Annotated in this window: 14 protein-coding genes and 2 tRNA genes; 9 read left to right on the forward strand and 7 right to left on the reverse strand. The window is 64.5% G+C overall.

What is annotated here, in order from left to right; genetic code table 11:
- Positions 1 to 95: 95 nt before the first annotated feature.
- The 3 genes from LGR54_RS06955 to LGR54_RS06965 all read right to left on the reverse strand — a co-directional run bounded on the left by LGR54_RS06955 (position 96) and on the right by LGR54_RS06965 (position 715).
- Positions 96 to 172: transfer RNA gene (locus LGR54_RS06955), tRNA-Arg, on the reverse strand.
- 69 nt (positions 173 to 241) lie between these two features.
- Complete coding sequence (locus LGR54_RS06960) at positions 242 to 547, reverse strand: ETC complex I subunit (protein ID WP_214009594.1); 306 nt, start codon at positions 545 to 547, stop codon at positions 242 to 244.
- A gap of 91 nt (positions 548 to 638) precedes the next feature.
- Positions 639 to 715 (reverse strand) — tRNA-Pro (locus LGR54_RS06965).
- A gap of 301 nt (positions 716 to 1016) precedes the next feature.
- Here LGR54_RS06965 and LGR54_RS06970 point away from each other — a divergent pair.
- Positions 1017 to 1256, forward strand: coding sequence for a hypothetical protein (locus tag LGR54_RS06970; protein ID WP_230361222.1), 240 nt, complete (start codon positions 1017 to 1019; stop codon positions 1254 to 1256).
- 197 nt (positions 1257 to 1453) lie between these two features.
- Here the strand turns inward: LGR54_RS06970 and LGR54_RS06975 are convergent, their stop codons facing one another.
- The 3 genes from LGR54_RS06975 to LGR54_RS06985 form a co-directional block, all read right to left on the reverse strand.
- Positions 1454 to 1930, reverse strand: a complete 477-nt coding sequence (locus LGR54_RS06975) for a DUF192 domain-containing protein (protein WP_230361498.1) — start codon at positions 1928 to 1930, stop codon at positions 1454 to 1456.
- A gap of 132 nt (positions 1931 to 2062) precedes the next feature.
- Positions 2063 to 2665 carry a cold-shock protein gene (locus LGR54_RS06980; protein ID WP_230361223.1) on the reverse strand — a complete coding sequence of 201 codons (603 nt, stop codon included), beginning with the start codon at positions 2663 to 2665 and terminating at the stop codon, positions 2063 to 2065.
- Positions 2666 to 2795: 130 nt separating this feature from the next.
- Positions 2796 to 3557, reverse strand: a complete 762-nt coding sequence (locus LGR54_RS06985) for a Sir2 family NAD-dependent protein deacetylase (protein ID WP_230361224.1) — start codon at positions 3555 to 3557, stop codon at positions 2796 to 2798.
- A gap of 68 nt (positions 3558 to 3625) precedes the next feature.
- On the opposite strand from LGR54_RS06985, the gene LGR54_RS06990 reads away from it, so the two are divergent.
- Entirely contained in the window at positions 3626 to 4048 is a 423-nt protein-coding gene (locus tag LGR54_RS06990; protein ID WP_230361225.1) for a VOC family protein, read from the forward strand.
- 55 nt (positions 4049 to 4103) lie between these two features.
- Here LGR54_RS06990 and LGR54_RS06995 read toward each other — a convergent pair whose 3' ends face one another.
- Entirely contained in the window at positions 4104 to 4610 is a 507-nt protein-coding gene (locus LGR54_RS06995; RefSeq protein WP_230361226.1) for a hypothetical protein, read from the reverse strand.
- A 569-nt stretch (positions 4611 to 5179) separates the two neighbouring features.
- Between LGR54_RS06995 and LGR54_RS07000 the strand changes: the two genes are divergently transcribed.
- From LGR54_RS07000 to LGR54_RS07030, 7 genes are all read left to right on the forward strand, one after another.
- Positions 5180 to 6307 carry a hypothetical protein gene (locus LGR54_RS07000; protein ID WP_230361227.1) on the forward strand — a complete coding sequence of 376 codons (1128 nt, stop codon included), beginning with the start codon at positions 5180 to 5182 and terminating at the stop codon, positions 6305 to 6307.
- A gap of 677 nt (positions 6308 to 6984) precedes the next feature.
- The gene (locus LGR54_RS07005) at positions 6985 to 7707 is read left to right on the forward strand and encodes an inositol monophosphatase family protein (RefSeq protein WP_230361228.1); all 723 of its coding nucleotides are present in this window, start codon (positions 6985 to 6987) and stop codon (positions 7705 to 7707) included.
- Positions 7616 to 9151 carry an N-acetylneuraminate synthase family protein gene (locus tag LGR54_RS07010; RefSeq protein WP_230361229.1) on the forward strand — a complete coding sequence of 512 codons (1536 nt, stop codon included), beginning with the start codon at positions 7616 to 7618 and terminating at the stop codon, positions 9149 to 9151. Before LGR54_RS07005 ends, LGR54_RS07010 begins: the two co-directional genes overlap by 92 nt.
- A gap of 192 nt (positions 9152 to 9343) precedes the next feature.
- Positions 9344 to 10072 (forward strand): cytidylyltransferase domain-containing protein, encoded by a 729-nt coding sequence (locus LGR54_RS07015; protein ID WP_230361230.1) that lies wholly within the window; start codon positions 9344 to 9346, stop codon positions 10070 to 10072.
- Between the two features lie 429 nt (positions 10073 to 10501).
- Entirely contained in the window at positions 10502 to 11242 is a 741-nt protein-coding gene (locus LGR54_RS07020) for a class I SAM-dependent methyltransferase (protein WP_230361231.1), read from the forward strand.
- 32 nt (positions 11243 to 11274) lie between these two features.
- Complete coding sequence (locus tag LGR54_RS07025) at positions 11275 to 14514, forward strand: glycosyltransferase (protein WP_230361232.1); 3240 nt, start codon at positions 11275 to 11277, stop codon at positions 14512 to 14514.
- Positions 14511 to 15293 (forward strand): DUF6270 domain-containing protein, encoded by a 783-nt coding sequence (locus tag LGR54_RS07030; RefSeq protein WP_230361233.1) that lies wholly within the window; start codon positions 14511 to 14513, stop codon positions 15291 to 15293. The genes LGR54_RS07025 and LGR54_RS07030 overlap by 4 nt, the downstream gene beginning before the upstream one ends.
- The last annotated feature ends 56 nt before the right edge of the window (positions 15294 to 15349 follow it).

The raw sequence follows: 15349 nt of genomic DNA on the forward strand, positions 1-15349 counted from the left end.
ACGAAACGCAGAAACTCAGTGAGATTGAGCCCGCTCCGTTCTCATCGCAACACATGCGGAGAATGAAAATAACGTAGAAATCACAATAGGTCAGATGGCGACCCCGCCTGGGCTCGAACCAGGGACCTGCCGCTTAGAAGGCGGCTGCTCTATCCAGCTGAGCTACGGGGCCGCAGGCCGGCCGGAAATCAGCCGGCGGCAGCGCAACGGACCGCGCCACCGGCGCGACCCAGGGCCGACGTCAGTGCGTCCACTGCCCGACGCGGCGGAAGCTGAAATTATCGGAATAGGCGATGCGGCGCCGGGTCGCCTCCTTCGGCTCCTGCACCTGATAGGCGATGCCGTGCCGCTCGGCATAGGCCACCGCCTCTTCCTTGCTGTCGAATCGCAGGCGCAACTGGCTCTTCATGTCGCCGGAGCTGGTGTAGCCCATCAGCGGCTCCACCTGACGGGGCTGCTCGGGCTCGTAGTCCAGCACCCACAGCTTGGTCTTCGCGGTGCCCGACTGCATCGCGTTGCGGCTCGGCTTGTAGATGCGTGCGACCATCGACCTGCGCTCCCAAATCCCGCGCGCCCCACGGCGCGCGACCCGACATTCCAAGGCGGCAAAGGCGACGAACCGCGGCGCGTGTCCGGTCTGGTCGGGGCAGCAGGATTCGAACCTGCGACCTGAAGTACCCAAAACTTCCGCGCTACCGGGCTGCGCTATACCCCGCCGACCGAAACCCGTTGTGTTCCAACGTTTTTAGGCGCCGGTCTTTTCCGGCACCCGCACATGCTTTGGCATAGAGAGCCCCCCAATGGCAAGAGTTGGAGGCAAAAGTCCCAACAGAGTTCCAACGCGGCGTTCTTCGTCCGTTCATGAAGACGGAGCTTGCCGACCCCAGGCCCTTTCGCTGCCCCAACGACAGCGGCGCGCCATCACATTGGAGAGAGCCGCATCGGCCCCGCGCGGCGGAGGATGCACAAAAGCGCGATGGTGCGCTACGGTCGCGCTCAAGCAAGCATGAGGTAATATGATGCTGGATGGAGAAGCGATCCAGGCCGTATTGGAAGCTCTCAAGTCGGCGCGCGACTATATCATGTCCGCAGAGGTCGCGATGGACGGCGTCTGGGGCGGGGCGCGAACGCTCAACGAGATGATTGCGGAGGGCGACATCGCCCCGGTTCTCCAGCAGGTCGAAGCCGCCATCGCCGCGATGCAGACCCTTGCGGGCGACGTGTCGCCGCTGGTGAACCTCACATTCTTCCAATAGCCAGTGCGGCACCGCCGCGGACCCGCTCGCCGCGTGAAGCAGCCGGTCGCGGCGCCAGCGCGTCCGGACGCCCCTGAAGGGATCATCGCCCCGGTGCACCCATCCGACCGGGCGGGTGGGCGCGGGTGCCCCTTCCCGCGTGGAGGGCTTCCCGGCGGGCCTCGCCGGGCGCTATCGGCGCCGCGGTTTCGGCGGCCTCAATTCGCGGTGAAGAAGCGGTGCCGGATGCGGTCGCCCACCGCGATGCCGCGCGCCTTGGCGGTGCCGGCCGGCAACTCCAGCACGGCGCGCACCGGCTCGCCGGATTCGATGGTCTGCGTCGACAGCGGCGTGGTGTCGGCGGCGATGCGGGCAATGCGCCCGTCGGCGCGGATGAACACCATGTCGAGCGGAATGTAGGTGTTCTTCATCCACATATAGACCGGCTGCGACACCGCGAAATCGAACAGCATGCCGGCGGTGGGCGCCAGCTCGGTGCGGTACATCAGCCCCTTGGCGCGCTCGTCGGCGGTGACGGCTATCTCGACGTCGAAGGTCACCGGCCCCGAGCGGGTGTCGATGGTCGCCTTTTCGAAGCTGGCGGCATGGGCCGCCTGCGGCGCCAGCGCGAGAAAGATGAGGCTGAACGCCAGCAGCACGGCCGGCAGGACGGAAAGGCGGATCGATGCGGTCATGATGCGGCGGCGGCGCGGCAGGCGCCTTCCCTTGCTTGGCGGGGAGATCGGGCGAAAGCACCAGCGCAACATGGCGCCGATATGGCCGGAACCGGCGGGCATCCCTTCTCTCGACGGGACGCCGCGGAGAGATCAGTGCGAAGAGGGTATCGAGGAGCCGTCCGGCCGCACCTCGGCCGCCATCAACCCCTTCGGGCCCGGCCCGAAGCGCACCAGCACCACCTGGCCGGGACGCAGCTCGGTGAGCCCGTGGCGACGCAGCGTCTCCATATGCACGAAGATGTCGGGCGTGCCCTCGCCACGGCTGAGGAAGCCGAAGCCCCTGAGGCGATTGAACCACTTCACCCAGGCGCGCTCGAAGCCGCCGGTCGGCTGCACCGCGACATGGGTACGCGCCGGTGGCAGCTGCGAATGGTGCAGCGCCGTGGTCTCGTCCATCGACAGCACGCGCAGCGCCTGGAAGCCGCGTTCGCGCGCCACCACCTCGCAGACCACGCGCGCACCTTCCTGAGCGGTCTGGAAGCCGCCGCGGCGCAGGCAGGTGACGTGCAGGAGGATGTCGCTGCCGCCCTCGTCGGGAATGATGAAGCCGTAGCCCTTGGAAACGTCGAACCACTTGATGGTGCCGGCTACCTGGATCACGTGGGCATCTGCGTCCGCGCCCTCGTCGAGATCGCCGCCCAGCCCGCCACGCGCGTTCAGGCCATAACGTGGCGAAGATCCGTCGGACACCATCGACCCACCCCACTTGTGCCAGCGCGTAGCCGCCCCAGCTTCGGCACCACCTACGATTCAAGCAGTGCCGAGCATAGCACCCGTTTCCGCCACGAAAACACCCCAATCGAGTCAAAAAGCCCAAGTGTGGCTATTCGACTTCATCCAATATGTCGCCGATATCGGCATGGATCACCAAGTCGGCGACCGGGTCTAAATCGGTCGGCTCGCGGTTGATGATCACCAGCGTCGCCCCGTTCCTCTTGGCTTCCAAGGGAAATCCGGCCGCGGGATACACGACCAGCGACGAGCCGATGGCCAGAAACACATCGCAGTCCTGTGTAAACTGCCGCGCCCGCGCCATCGCCTCACCCGGCATCGCCTGGCCGAAGGAAATCGTCGCGGTCTTGACCGGACCGTCGCACTCCCGGCAGTCCGGCGCGCGCCCGCCCAGCGCGTCGAATCGCGTCCGCACCCAGGACAGCTCGTGCCGCAGCCCGCAGGCGAGGCAGGTGGCGTAGGTCGAATTGCCATGCAACTCGACGAGCCGCTCCTCCGGCACGCCGGAGGCCTGGTGGAGGCCGTCGATGTTCTGGGTGACGACGGCGGCGAGGCGCCCGTCCCCGATCAACCGGGCCAGCGCCCGGTGGCCGCGCCCGGGCTGCGCGCCGCCGAACGCCGCCTCCATGGCGAAGCGTCGGCGCCAGGCCTCGTCGCGCATGTCCCGCCTCGACAGGAAGGTCTCGAAATCGATCGGCTGGTTGCGGGTCCACAGCCCGCCCGGCGAGCGGAAATCGGGAATGCCGCATTCGGTGGAGATGCCGGCGCCGGTGAAGGCGACCCCGGCCCGCATGCCGTCCAGTATGTCGGCGAGCGCGGCCCGCGCGGACTTGATGTCGTCGTCGAGAACCATATGTTGCTGCCGCCTGCTCCATCGCCCGGACCGCGGGCGGTTTCATTCGCCGATCAGCCGAGGATGCCATGAAATATCTGCACACCATGGTGCGCGTCACCGACATCGATGCCTCGCTCGACTTCTACGTCAACAAGCTCGGCCTCGAGGAAGTGCGTCGCAAGGAGGTGCCCCAGGGGCGCTACACGCTGGTCTTCCTCGCCGCCCCCGGCCAGGCTGGCGTCGCCGAGGTGGAGCTCACCTATAACTGGGACCCGGAAGCCTATGGCGAAGGCCGCAATTTCGGCCACCTCGCCTATGAGGTCGACGACATCTACGCCACCTGCCAGAAGCTGATGGACGCCGGCGTCATCATCAACCGGCCGCCGCGCGACGGCTACATGGCGTTCATCCGCTCACCCGATAACGTGTCGATCGAGCTGCTGCAGAAGGGCGGCGCCAAGGCCCCGCAGGAGCCGTGGGCCTCGCTGCCCAACACCGGGAAGTGGTGAGGGGGCGGCAGCGCCCTTCCCTGCTCCGGCGAGGCCGGGGGTAACTCCCCCGCCCTCAACGCGGCGCGCCGGCCCGGAAACGGGCGACGCGGGCGCGCAGCCACGCCGCCAGCCGGGTCGCCCGTTGCCAGACCGGGCTGGCGCGCAGCACCTCGAGCGCCGCGCCGCGCACCATCTCCATCAGTCCGACCCCCCAGGCGAACCAGGGGAAGGTCATCAGCTTCGGCTTGCCGGCGCTGTAGATACGCTCCACCACCACGAAGCTGACCAGATAGGCGAAGGCGAGCGCGACGGTGCCGGAGGCATAATGCCCCTTGGCGGCCCAGATCACCGCCAGGAACTTCATCGGCTCCACCACCACCAGCGGCACGGCGAGCAGGATGAGAATGGTCAGGCGCCCATGCCCGGCCACCCAGGCCTCGAAGCGCTGCATCAGGCGCCAGCGCGCCACCGCCGCGATGAGCGGCCGATAGATCGGGCGCGCCAATTCGTCGAGCACGACGACCAGCAGCACCACGGCTTCGAAGAGCAGACGCGGAATCGATTTCAAAAGCTTCAGCATGGCGGGTGCTCAGTCAGCAACGGTATCGCGGCGAGATTAAGCCCGGAAGTGCGCGAATCTTGCTTGCTCGTCGACAGCGAAGCGCTTCCCGCTCCGGTGAGCCGACACGCCTCCATCCGCCGGGCCCGTGTATGCAAGCCATGCACTTGGCCCACTCAGTAATCGCCCGCTCTTGAGGCTCGACGCCGCGCTGGCAAAATGCGAGGCTCATTTCCGATAAATCGAACCGGGAAGCCGGATGGCGAACGCGCAAGGGGAGCTTGACACATGCCGACAGCCAAGCTCCAAGCGTTGAAAGTCTCGACACATTCCATGTTGAGGCTGGACGCGTCCCACGACGAGCGCATTAGGGAAGGACGATTGTCAGGAGCGGACAGCACCGCCGTGCCAATCAAGTAGTCTCGTACCTGTACCACAGACTGAGGAAACCAGGCTTGGAACTTTCCACATCGGTGCCATTCTCTATGTTGGCTTCCTGCCTTGTTTCCGCCCATAATGCATACCGCAACGCCATCATGAGTGAATAAGGTATAATGTCGAAAGCCAGACCGTCGTCACCTCGTGAACCGATGAAATGTATTAGTTACATCGACGAGGATGAGGTCGCCTTCCGCGTTTACAATGCCGAAGATCGGGTGCCGAAGGCGGTCTTCGTGCGCTTCATTGGCGCTGACGGAGAGATGCAGGTCGAGAAGCTCGCAAAGGCGGAGGAGCGCTTCTCCGTTCGTCTGCAGGGCCTCGAGGAGGGACTGGGAGAGAAGCACCGGGCCAAATTCGCTCCCTACCGGCGCATCGACTACAGCATCAAGCTGCCCGACTACCATGTGAAGTCGATCAAGCTGTTCAATGATGGCGAAGGCGGACAGAGCCGCGAAATCGGATGGATGACCACCGATCTGGCGCTGACCGAAATGCTGCCGTCCACCAAGGTCGAGTTCCGGGAGTTTTTCTCCTTCGCCTCCAATCGCCACCGGGACGCGCAGACCAGCCAGTTCGTGGCACGGAGCATCCTCCGCTATTACCAGGCGAAGGAAAACGTCGACCCCGAATTGTTCGGCTACATCGTCAATGCAGTGGTGATCCTGATCTACAAGTCGATCGAGGCCGGCAATACGGTCGACGACCTTGAGGATCTCTGGACCTTCGCCAACACGACGCTCGCCAAGATGCCGGAGGATCGCTCCAGCGTCCGGGAAGAGCCGTTGCAGCTGAAGATTTCCTATCTCACCGCCTTGTGGCACTACCGCATCAGCCAGGGCGATGTCGACAAGGCGCTCGAGACCGCGGAGACGGCGACCGAGATCTATTTCAGCTCGGGCGTGAACTTCCGGCTGACCTATGGCTATAATCTGTGCAAGTGCATGCTGTTCTGCGCCATCGTTTATTACGCGCGCGACAACCGCAAAAGCGCGGCCAAATATGCAAGGCTCACGGTCGATTGCTTCGTGAAGGCCGTGAACTGCCGGACCGTGAACTCGATCTGGTTCAACGAGCTGGAAGTGAGCCATCGCTCCGCTTCGGCAGCCACGCGGATATTGGAAAGCGTCACCAAAGAGAAGCCGATGACCGACGCCGATCTCGCACGCGAGCTGAGCGTCGCCCTGCGGGTTTCGGAGAGCACCTTCGTCGCGAAGGCCCGCACGCTCCTCTTCAAGAACTACAAGAACAAGGAAGAGGTGAGCGCGATCGCCGGCTGAGGGACGGCCGCGCCACCGCCGGCCCGCCCCGCCCGCGTCGATGGCGCACCCTAGCCGCGCCGCTCTCCTGAACCCCGGGAAGCTCGCCACGGGAAGCGCGCTCGCGGCAGCACGCCACAGGAAGCACGCACCCGGCAGCACATGGCCGCACGTCGGCCGCCCGCCGAGCCCCGGAATTCCCCCGAGCGTCGATCTGCGGCATCCGAGGTCCACGGGGTGCCATTCCGCCGGATTGCCGTCCCGCAGGGCTGAAACGTGCTGGGGCTCATGAGCCGGAAGGCGGGTGACGGTCTGGCCCCTCCCCTTCTGCGCCCGAACGCGAACCGTGCTCTTCCGCCGTGCGCGCCGGGGCGATCCGGCGGTGAAGCCGCCCGAGGGCCGGTCGCCGCCGCGCGACCCGCGACACGCGGGGCGCGGCCTCCCGACGCGTGATCCCTTGCGGAGCAAGAGCTTACCCCAACGGCCAGGCGGCGGCCTTACCGCTCTTGAGCCCCACAGCGGTCTGGGCTACAAGTTTTGCGGCCGGATCGAGTCATGTTTGCTTCTACAGCCGGGTGGATCGGATCGCTATCAAGAGCCGCGCCGTTTTTTCAATCGACTCTTCAAATTTACCGAGAGCATCGCGGCTTTTTAATAGAAATTTGCGAAGGGCGATTGTTTATGGATTTTGATCTCACATGAACATTACCTCCGTACTTGAGAGCGTCATCGATCGCGTCACGACGATCCTTCCCGAAATCTATGCCCGCCGCTTCGATGTGGAATGGAAGCCGGATGGCAGCCCGGTCACGAAGGCCGATGTGCTGGTCGAGCAGGAGGTCACCACCCTCCTCCGATCCGCCATTCCCGGAATCACCGTGCTGGGCGAGGAAACCTTCGTCGACGGCATGGCCGGCAGCGCCGATGGCTGGGTCGCGGTGCTCGACCCGATCGACGGCACCGAGAATTTCTGCTCCGGCCTGAAGGAATGGGGCGTTTCGCTCAGCATCTGGAATAATCGCGAGCATGCCGGCAGCCTGATCTTCATGCCGGAACTCGGTGAGTATCTCATCTCCGGCCGCCGGCCGCCCAAGCTGCGCTCGCGCATCCTCGGCATTTCATCGACCGTCAGCCCGGAGACGATGGACGCGCTCAAGGGCGTGCACGAAGCCCGCATCATGGGCTGCGCGGTCTATAATTTGTACAATGTTGCGCGCGGAGCGTTCGCGCGTTTTCTTAATCCCAAAGGCGCCTATTCGTGGGATCTTCTCGCCGGCGTGATGCTGGCGCGCGAGAATGGTTGCGACATTTTAATCGATGGACATCCCTATGACGGAACATTTCTCGAAGCAGGTCGGCGATATCGCGTCGATATACGGCACCGATACGATCTTCATTCTGGGCAAGGGTCCGTCGATTGATGCCATCGATCCGCGAGTCTTCGCCGGCTCGCTGGTCATCGCACTGAACGACGCCGAGCGGATCGCGCCGGCCGACATCACACTGTTCCACGCGGACTGGGTGCCGGCTTCGCTGCGCAGCGGGGGCGAACGCTCGCGGCTCTACGTGACCTCGACCGGGTTCCAGCCGCTGAAGGCCGAGGTGGTGCGGGCCCCCTACATCCCGCTCACCCAGGACACTTCCGACCTGATGATGCAGCGCCTGCTCTCGCCGGACTTCGCGCTGGAAGAGGTGCTGTTCCTGTCCGCCCTGAAGCTGGCGCGCTACGTCGCCGAGCAGCGTGGGCGCATGCAGACCGTCTACATGGTCGGCTTCGACTTCTCCTCGCGTCTCGGCTATTCGCACTCCATCACGTCCGACTACGCGCCCGAGAACGAGCGGACGCTGAAGATCGACATCCAGGAATTCTTCTTCCTCAACACGCTGTACATGCTGCGCGACTCCAATGTCGACATCCAGCATGTCGGCAACCAGCCTTTCTCGAAGCTCTCTCCGGTGGAGCTGAACGAGAAGCTGCTGCAGCGCGACGTTCCCGCCGGCGGCGACCGCCCCGGCACGGTGCGCGTCAAGGTCGTGGCCGAGCTCACCACCAACCATTTCGGCGACCGCAGCCGCCTCGAGCGGATGATCCGCGCCGCCGCCGCGTCGGGCGCCGATATCGTGAAGCTGCAGAAGCGCGACGTCGACACCTTCTACACGCCCGAGCAGCTGGCCGCCCCCTATGTCTCGCCCTTCGGCAAGACCTTCGCGGATTATCGCTACCAGCTCGAACTGGACCGCGACGATTTCAACTTCGTCGACGATCTCTGCCGCCGCCTGGGCATCAACTGGTTCGCCTCGGTGCTGGACAAGCCGTCCTTCGAATGGATGCAGCAGTTCAACCCGCCTTTCATGAAGCTGCCCAGCACCATCTCGGAACACACCGACTATCTCGCGCATGTGGCGCAGGTGTATCGCGGGGCGGTGGTGCTCTCGACCGGCATGACCGACACCGCCTATGAGAACTGGGTGGTGGAGAGCTTCCAGAACTGCGAGCAGCTCTACCTCATGCAGTGCAACTCGGCCTATCCGACCCCGCTCACCGATTGCCATGTCGGCGTGGTCCGGCACTATCACGAGCTGTCGCGCCGGCATCCGCATATCATCCCCGCCTATTCCAGCCATGATTTCGGCTGGCTCGCCTCGGCGCTGGCGGTGGCGGCCGGCGCGCGGATGGTGGAAAAGCACGTCAAGCTCGGCAACACCGAATGGGCGCATTTCGACGCCGTCGCGGTGGACCTGACGACGCCGGCCTTCAAGGAATATGTCGACGGCGTCCGCCAGGCCCAGACCATCGTCGGTTCCGACGAGAAGCAGGTCAACGCCAGCGAGCACCACAAATACCGCGTGACGGCCAACGACTAGCGGCGCATGGCCCTCTCCCCCGGGAGAGGGCCGCAACAGACCGGCGGAACGGCCGGCGGCGAAGACACGGTCCGCGACGATGCCGCCCTGTGCGGTAGGGGAACGTCTCCAGCCTTCGCCCGCGGTTCCGCGCATATTGTGAAGTAGGCCCGGTTCCAGGCGGAATGCGGGGTTTGTTCGGTAGGAATGGGCATGGCGAAATCGGAACGAATTGCAGCGTTGATGATCGGCCGCGGCGGCAGTTCGCTGAAGGGCAAGAACATCCTTCCCGTGCACGGCGTGCCGCTGCTGCAATGGGCGGCGGCGGCGGCGGTGCGGAGCCGGCATGTCGGCCGCTATTTCATCAGCAGCGACGACGACGACATCATCTCCACCGCCGGCAAGGCCGGCTACAAGGAAATCCGCCGCCCGCCGGAACTGTGCACGCCGACGGCGCAGAGCGCGGATGCCGTCATTCACGCGCTCAACATCATCGAGCGGGAAGGCCCGGTCGACATCGTCGTGGTGCAGCATGCCAATGTCGGGACCATCACCGAGGCGATGATCGACGACTGCATCGACCAGCTGATCGCCGACCCGTCGCTCAGCGCCGTCGTGCCGTCGCACGAAAAGGCCGAATATCATCCCTACCGCGGCAAGCGGATCACCGACGGCGTGCTGCAGCCCTTCGTCGAATCCGCCGGCAAGGTCTCCGCCAATCGGCAGGACCTGCCGACCTGCCTCTATTTTGATCACTCGATCTGGGCCTTGCGCGCCGCCACCATCCGCGACCCGAATGGGCAGCCGCCGTGGCCGTGCATGGGTCAGCGCATCAAGCCCTACATCACCGAGGGCTGCCTCGATGTGCACGACCTGGAAGACATCGTGACCACCGAGAAGTGGATCACCGCGCACGGCGTGCCGAAGCCGGGTTTCGCCTGATGCGATCATCCGCCCATGCGGGCCATGGGCGGGCAGCACGACCGGAGGATCGGCACTGCCGCGGCTCCGGCGGCTGATTTTTAGATAACGATAACCAACAGATGGCCCAATTCGCTGTTGCGCGTTCCCGGCAGCCACGTCAATCTAGCGGCAGCGTCGGACTGCTGAAGTTCGGCGCGGTTTTTGCCTGTGTTGCGAATGCTGGGCAGTGAAGATGACACAGGGGGTGTCATTCCGGACCGAGATCGAGACTCTCATCAGATTGGTTTGCAATCCTACGTAAAAACAAAGCTGACTAATTGCAATTTAAAGTTTGGTTGCTTCGATCTGCTTGCAGATGAGATCGACGGTACGGATCTTGCCAAGTCACCACCGACAGAGCTATGCTGCTCGGTGATTGTTTTGAACATTTAGTATGGCGGAGATACAATGAAAATGAATTTTTCTTGTCCCATTTGCGGCGGGGAGACTTTCGTCGATTTCCGCGGGCGCATTATGGAAGAGTGCAAGAAGTGCAAGTCCAAAGCCCGTGAGCGCGCCGAGGTTCTGACCCTGAAGAGCCTGGGGTATTTCGAAAGCAAGAAGAAGAAGGTTCTTCACATCAACCCCGAGCGGGCCACGGCCAAGCTGCTCAGCAAGACGTATGGCAAGGGCTACCAGGCCAAGACCATCGGCGCTTCGGTCGATTTCGTCGATAGCGTTAGCTATCCCGACCTGGAGGCGCTGCTCGAAGCCGCCACCGAGAAATACGACGTCATCCTGCACAACAATCTGCTCGAAGTGGTGTCGCTGCGCCCGTTCGAGGTGATTTCCAAGCTCGACGGCCTGCTGAAGCCCAACGGCATCCACCTGTTTACCGTTACGGTGCGCGGCATGCGGACCGATGAGGGTGGCGACCTGATGCTGGACGAAGCGGAGCGGGCGAAGCGCTTCGGCCGCGCCGACCGTTACCGCCTGTTCGGCGCTGCGGACTTCCCGCGGGCCCTGGCCACGCTGCGCCAGCAGAACAATCCGCGCTTCAACTTCGCCGCCCGCTTCTCCGATGCGGACCTCGATCGTTGGCGTATCCCGCCGAGCGAATTCCGCGACATCAACAGCAACACGGTGTTCAGCTATGTTGCTCCGCCGGCGGTGGCTGTTGCCGTCGCGGAAGCGGACGTGGCAGCGTGAACGACTGATCCCGCTGCAATAAAAGGACGGACATGAAGACGAATATCGCGGACCCCCTCCTCGAGGGAGCACTGGTTTCCGGTTCCCGTGCTTTCATGGGTGGTGGATGGTCGATCGTGCTGCGCCAGGGCGCGACCAAAGCCGCCTATTCCTTCGTGTCCATCCCCCTCACCGGCACGACCGGGGACGTTGTCGCTCCCGGCGTGCGGATTATGGGCGTGCAGAGCAACGGGTTTCTCCGCGTCGAAGCGGAGATCCCGGTGGCGCGCGACGACCGTCGCTTCGCGCTGTCGGTGGCTTTCGTGCTGGGAGCCGCCGAGGGCGAAACCGGCGGCATCATCGACACGATCGAAATCGTGCGCCGCGAGAAGGGTGGCCGGCTGCTCGGAACCGTGCTGCCGGTCGCCAACAATGTCGAGATCCCTCCTCATGCCGTCGGGCACGAGATTCTGCTGCGTCCCGAGGACCAGGAAATCTTCAAGGAGGCCTATGACGAGATCGCCGCGAGCAAGCTCAGCGGCAGCATCGGCGACACGCTGCATCTTGATTTCGTGATCCGCTCGCCCCGGGTTGCGCTGCGCCTCGCCCTGCCGACCATCGTCAAGGAAGGCGACCACGAGAACAGCCTTCGTCACGACAATGTCCGCATCGGCGACATCGCGACCTTGCATGAGCCCGGCATGGGCGCGCCCGAAGGGGCGGTCGCCATACCGCTCGCCATCCCCCTGACCACCGCCACGGTCCTTCCCCTTTTCGCCGCGAACCCGATCGTCGGGATCCCGGCCGCGTCCTCCGCCACAGTGCCGGCTCCCACGGCGGCGCCGGCGCCGGCGCCCGCGCCGCCGTCGGGAGTCATCTCCTCGAAGGACCTCAAGGCGATCGATAGCGAGATTTCACATCTCGAGCGCGCGCTGTGGGGCGGTTATTCGCAGGTCGCCCAGGAGGGCCTGCTCCGTGTCGCCAAGTCGCGGCTTTCCCATCCCGAGGCCCGGGTGCGGGCCTGCTGGGAACTGTCCCGCTGGTTTTCCGTCAAGGGCGACTTCCATCAGGTCGTCGAGCTGCTCAACGATGTGCGCACGCTCTCCAAGCCGTTCGCGCGCCGCAAGACCTTCCGTCTCGTCGAGATCAACGCCCTGCTGCAGATCGGCGATCTCGACGCCGCCGCCAAGCGCGTCGAGGACGCGACGAAGGGGCGCCCGGACGACAATGATTATCGGTTGATGGGCACCAATGTCGCCTATCTGCGGGCCATCAACCATCCCGAGCAGCTCAAGGAGATGAGCGCGCAGCGTCTGGCCGCGTTCAATACCATGTTCGCGCAGGACAATCTGGCGACGCTGGTGGTCGATCTCGACAAGGAAGAGCTGAACATCAACAGCCTCCGCTGCGACGCCACCGACCGCTGGATCACCGACGGCCCCAAGATCAGCGTGCTCATGGCCGCCTATGGCGCCGAGGAGCACCTGCATCTCGCGGTGGAATCCATTCTCGGCCAGACCTGGCGCAACCTCGAACTGGTCATCGTCGAGGACTGCAGCCCGGACGGCACCTGGGAACGCATGCAGCATTTCGCCGCCCTCGACGACCGGGTGCGCATCTTCCGCAACAGCGAGAACCAGGGCGCCTATATCACCCGCAACAACGCGCTGGGCTACGCCACCGGCGAGTTCATCACCGTGCACGACAGTGATGACTGGTCGCATCCGGAAATGCTGGCGGCGCAGATGAAGCCGTTCCTGGAGCGCGACCCCGAGGAGGTGAAGGCGACCTTCTCGATGATGTGCCGCGTGACGCCGGATCTGCGCTTCGGCATTCGCCCGAGCCGGCGCAACCTCGAGACGGTGCATCGCAGCTATCCCTCCCTGCTGCTGCGGCGCAGCGACCTCGAACAGGTCGGCGTGTGGGACGGCGTGCGCGCCAATGCCGACGCCGAAATGGTGGCGCGCCTACGCGCCAAGTTCGGCGCGGAACGAATGGTCGATGCGCTGCCCAGCACGCCGATGTCGTTCTTCCTTGTCCGTCCGGAATCGCTGACCGAACAGGGCGAGACCAGCCTGCTGAGCCTCACCTTCGGCGTGCGCCACGAATATGACCGCCAGGTCGCGCACATGACCCGGAAATGGGAAGCGGAAGGCGTCATTCCCGGCCAGCGGACGAGCAAGAAGGAACCCTTCGCCTCGCCGCAGCTGCTGCTGCCCTATCACATGCGGCCGGAGCCGAAATACGACATGATCCTGGTCTCGGATCTGTCGCTGCTCGGTGGCACGCGCGGCTGCAATCTCGGCTATATCGACGCTGCGGTGGCGGCGGGCCGCCGGGTCGGCCTGTTCCACTGGCCGCGCGGCGACCTTCGGCTGCTGCCGGACATCGACGCTGCCTATCGCGACCGCAACCAGCACCCGCAGGTGGACATCATCACCTGCGAGGAAGAGGCGGAGTGCGAACTGCTCATCCTTCATCACCCGCCGGTGATGAAGCACATGCTCGACCGTTTCCCGAGGATCTCCGCCAAGAACGGGGTGATCCTGGTGAACCAGCTGCCCTATCAGGTGCTGGGCGGACAGAACTCCTTCTACGAGCCGCTGCTCGCCGAGCGCAATTTCCGCCGGCTATTCGGCATCAACCCGCTCTGGGCGCCGATCTCGACGCTGGTGCGGCGGCACCTGGAGGAGCAGGACAGCGGCCTGCGGATGACCGACTTCGACTGGCTGCCGCCGATCAACGTCCCGCTGCGCGATCCGCCGGAGCGAGACAATCCCGGCCGGCCGCCGGTGATCGGTCGCCATGCCCGCGACCACTGGACCAAATGGCCGGAGAACACCGGACTGCTGTCATCCGCCTATATGGTGGACACGGAGGTTTCGGTCCGCCTGCTGGGTGGCGCCAACACGCCGGAGCGCTTGCTGAGCGGTCTGCCGGCGAATTGGGAGGTGCTGGAGTTCGACAGCATTCCGGTGCTCGATTTCATCGATTCACTGGATTTCCTCGTCCACTTCCCGCACACGCAATATATCGAGGAATTCGGCCGCAACGTCGCCGAAGCCATGGCGCGCGGCGTGCCGGCGGTGCTGCCGCCGGTGTTCCGCGAGACCTTCCACGAGGCCGCGATCTATTGCGAGCCGGAAGAGGTGGGCGAGACCATCCGGCGGATCTGGGCCGACCAGTCGCTGTACATGCACTATGCTCGGGCCGGGCGTGATTTCGTGGCGCAGAATTGCCATGTCGCCTCGCTGCAGAACCGCATGGCCGCTTTTCTGGGAACGCCGTCTTGAACGCACGCCCCGAACAGAACGGTGCCCCCATCGCCAGCGTCGCGGTTCTCGGATCCTGCGTGAGCCGGGATCTCATCCGGATCGCCGCCGACGATTCGCTGGTCAAGGTGAAAACCTATATCGCTCGCAGCACCGTGCGATCGGTGCTGGCCGCCCGGCCGGATTCGCTGCCGTTCAGCCCGTCGACGGAAGCCGCCTCGGGTTTCGAGAAGCGCAATTTCGAGATCGACGTCGATAAGTCGGCTTTCAAGCGGCTCGCCACCTCCGGCGCCGACATCTGCATCGTCGACATGATCGACGAACGCCTCAGCACCTGGCAGCGCGACGGTAGCATATTGGTGGCCTCGAAGGGGTTCGAGGCCATGCTCGGCAAGAAGCTCGGCGCACCCTGGAGGCTTCAGTCCTCGTCCACGACCCATCAGGAAACGCTGGCAAGGGCACCGCTCTGGTCCGTGAAGCTGCGGGAAGCGCTCGGCGACATGCCGGTCGTCGTCCATCGGGCCCTGTGGGCGGACGATGGCAGCATCACCACCGAGAAGCTGGCGGAGCAGAACGCGTTCCTCAACGAACTCTACGACATCATCGGCGCCAATCTGCCCGACGCGATCGTGGTGAGCGCCGATGCCTCGGTGCAACGCGCCGCGGAAGAGCATATGTGGGGCACCGCGCCCTTCCATTATGTCGATGAATATTACCACGACGTCTGGAACAAGATCCTCGCTTCGCAGCACGTCGGCGGCACCGGGCAAGCGCCCGTTCCCCATCCCGCCATCTCGTAACGCCTGTCCGCAGCGCCTTCGGGCCGGCAGACGCTTACGGCCCGGCTCGGTCGACG

Source organism: Ancylobacter sp. Lp-2 (assembly GCF_020523795.1).
Lineage (GTDB): Bacteria > Pseudomonadota > Alphaproteobacteria > Rhizobiales > Xanthobacteraceae > Ancylobacter.

Bases quoted from the DNA above. Each gene is read 5' to 3' on its own strand.
- LGR54_RS06960 (WP_214009594.1), bottom strand. From the start codon at position 547: ATGGTCGCACGCATCTACAAGCCGAGCCGCAACGCGATGCAGTCGGGC.
- LGR54_RS06970 (WP_230361222.1), top strand. From the start codon at position 1,017: ATGATGCTGGATGGAGAAGCGATCCAGGCCGTATTGGAAGCTCTCAAG.
- LGR54_RS06975 (WP_230361498.1), bottom strand. From the start codon at position 1,930: ATGACCGCATCGATCCGCCTTTCCGTCCTGCCGGCCGTGCTGCTGGCG.
- LGR54_RS06980 (WP_230361223.1), bottom strand. From the start codon at position 2,665: ATGGTGTCCGACGGATCTTCGCCACGTTATGGCCTGAACGCGCGTGGC.
- LGR54_RS06985 (WP_230361224.1), bottom strand. From the start codon at position 3,557: ATGGTTCTCGACGACGACATCAAGTCCGCGCGGGCCGCGCTCGCCGAC.
- LGR54_RS06990 (WP_230361225.1), top strand. From the start codon at position 3,626: ATGAAATATCTGCACACCATGGTGCGCGTCACCGACATCGATGCCTCG.
- LGR54_RS06995 (WP_230361226.1), bottom strand. From the start codon at position 4,610: ATGCTGAAGCTTTTGAAATCGATTCCGCGTCTGCTCTTCGAAGCCGTG.
- LGR54_RS07000 (WP_230361227.1), top strand. From the start codon at position 5,180: ATGAAATGTATTAGTTACATCGACGAGGATGAGGTCGCCTTCCGCGTT.
- LGR54_RS07005 (WP_230361228.1), top strand. From the start codon at position 6,985: ATGAACATTACCTCCGTACTTGAGAGCGTCATCGATCGCGTCACGACG.
- LGR54_RS07010 (WP_230361229.1), top strand. From the start codon at position 7,616: ATGACGGAACATTTCTCGAAGCAGGTCGGCGATATCGCGTCGATATAC.
- LGR54_RS07015 (WP_230361230.1), top strand. From the start codon at position 9,344: ATGGCGAAATCGGAACGAATTGCAGCGTTGATGATCGGCCGCGGCGGC.
- LGR54_RS07020 (WP_230361231.1), top strand. From the start codon at position 10,502: ATGAAAATGAATTTTTCTTGTCCCATTTGCGGCGGGGAGACTTTCGTC.
- LGR54_RS07025 (WP_230361232.1), top strand. From the start codon at position 11,275: ATGAAGACGAATATCGCGGACCCCCTCCTCGAGGGAGCACTGGTTTCC.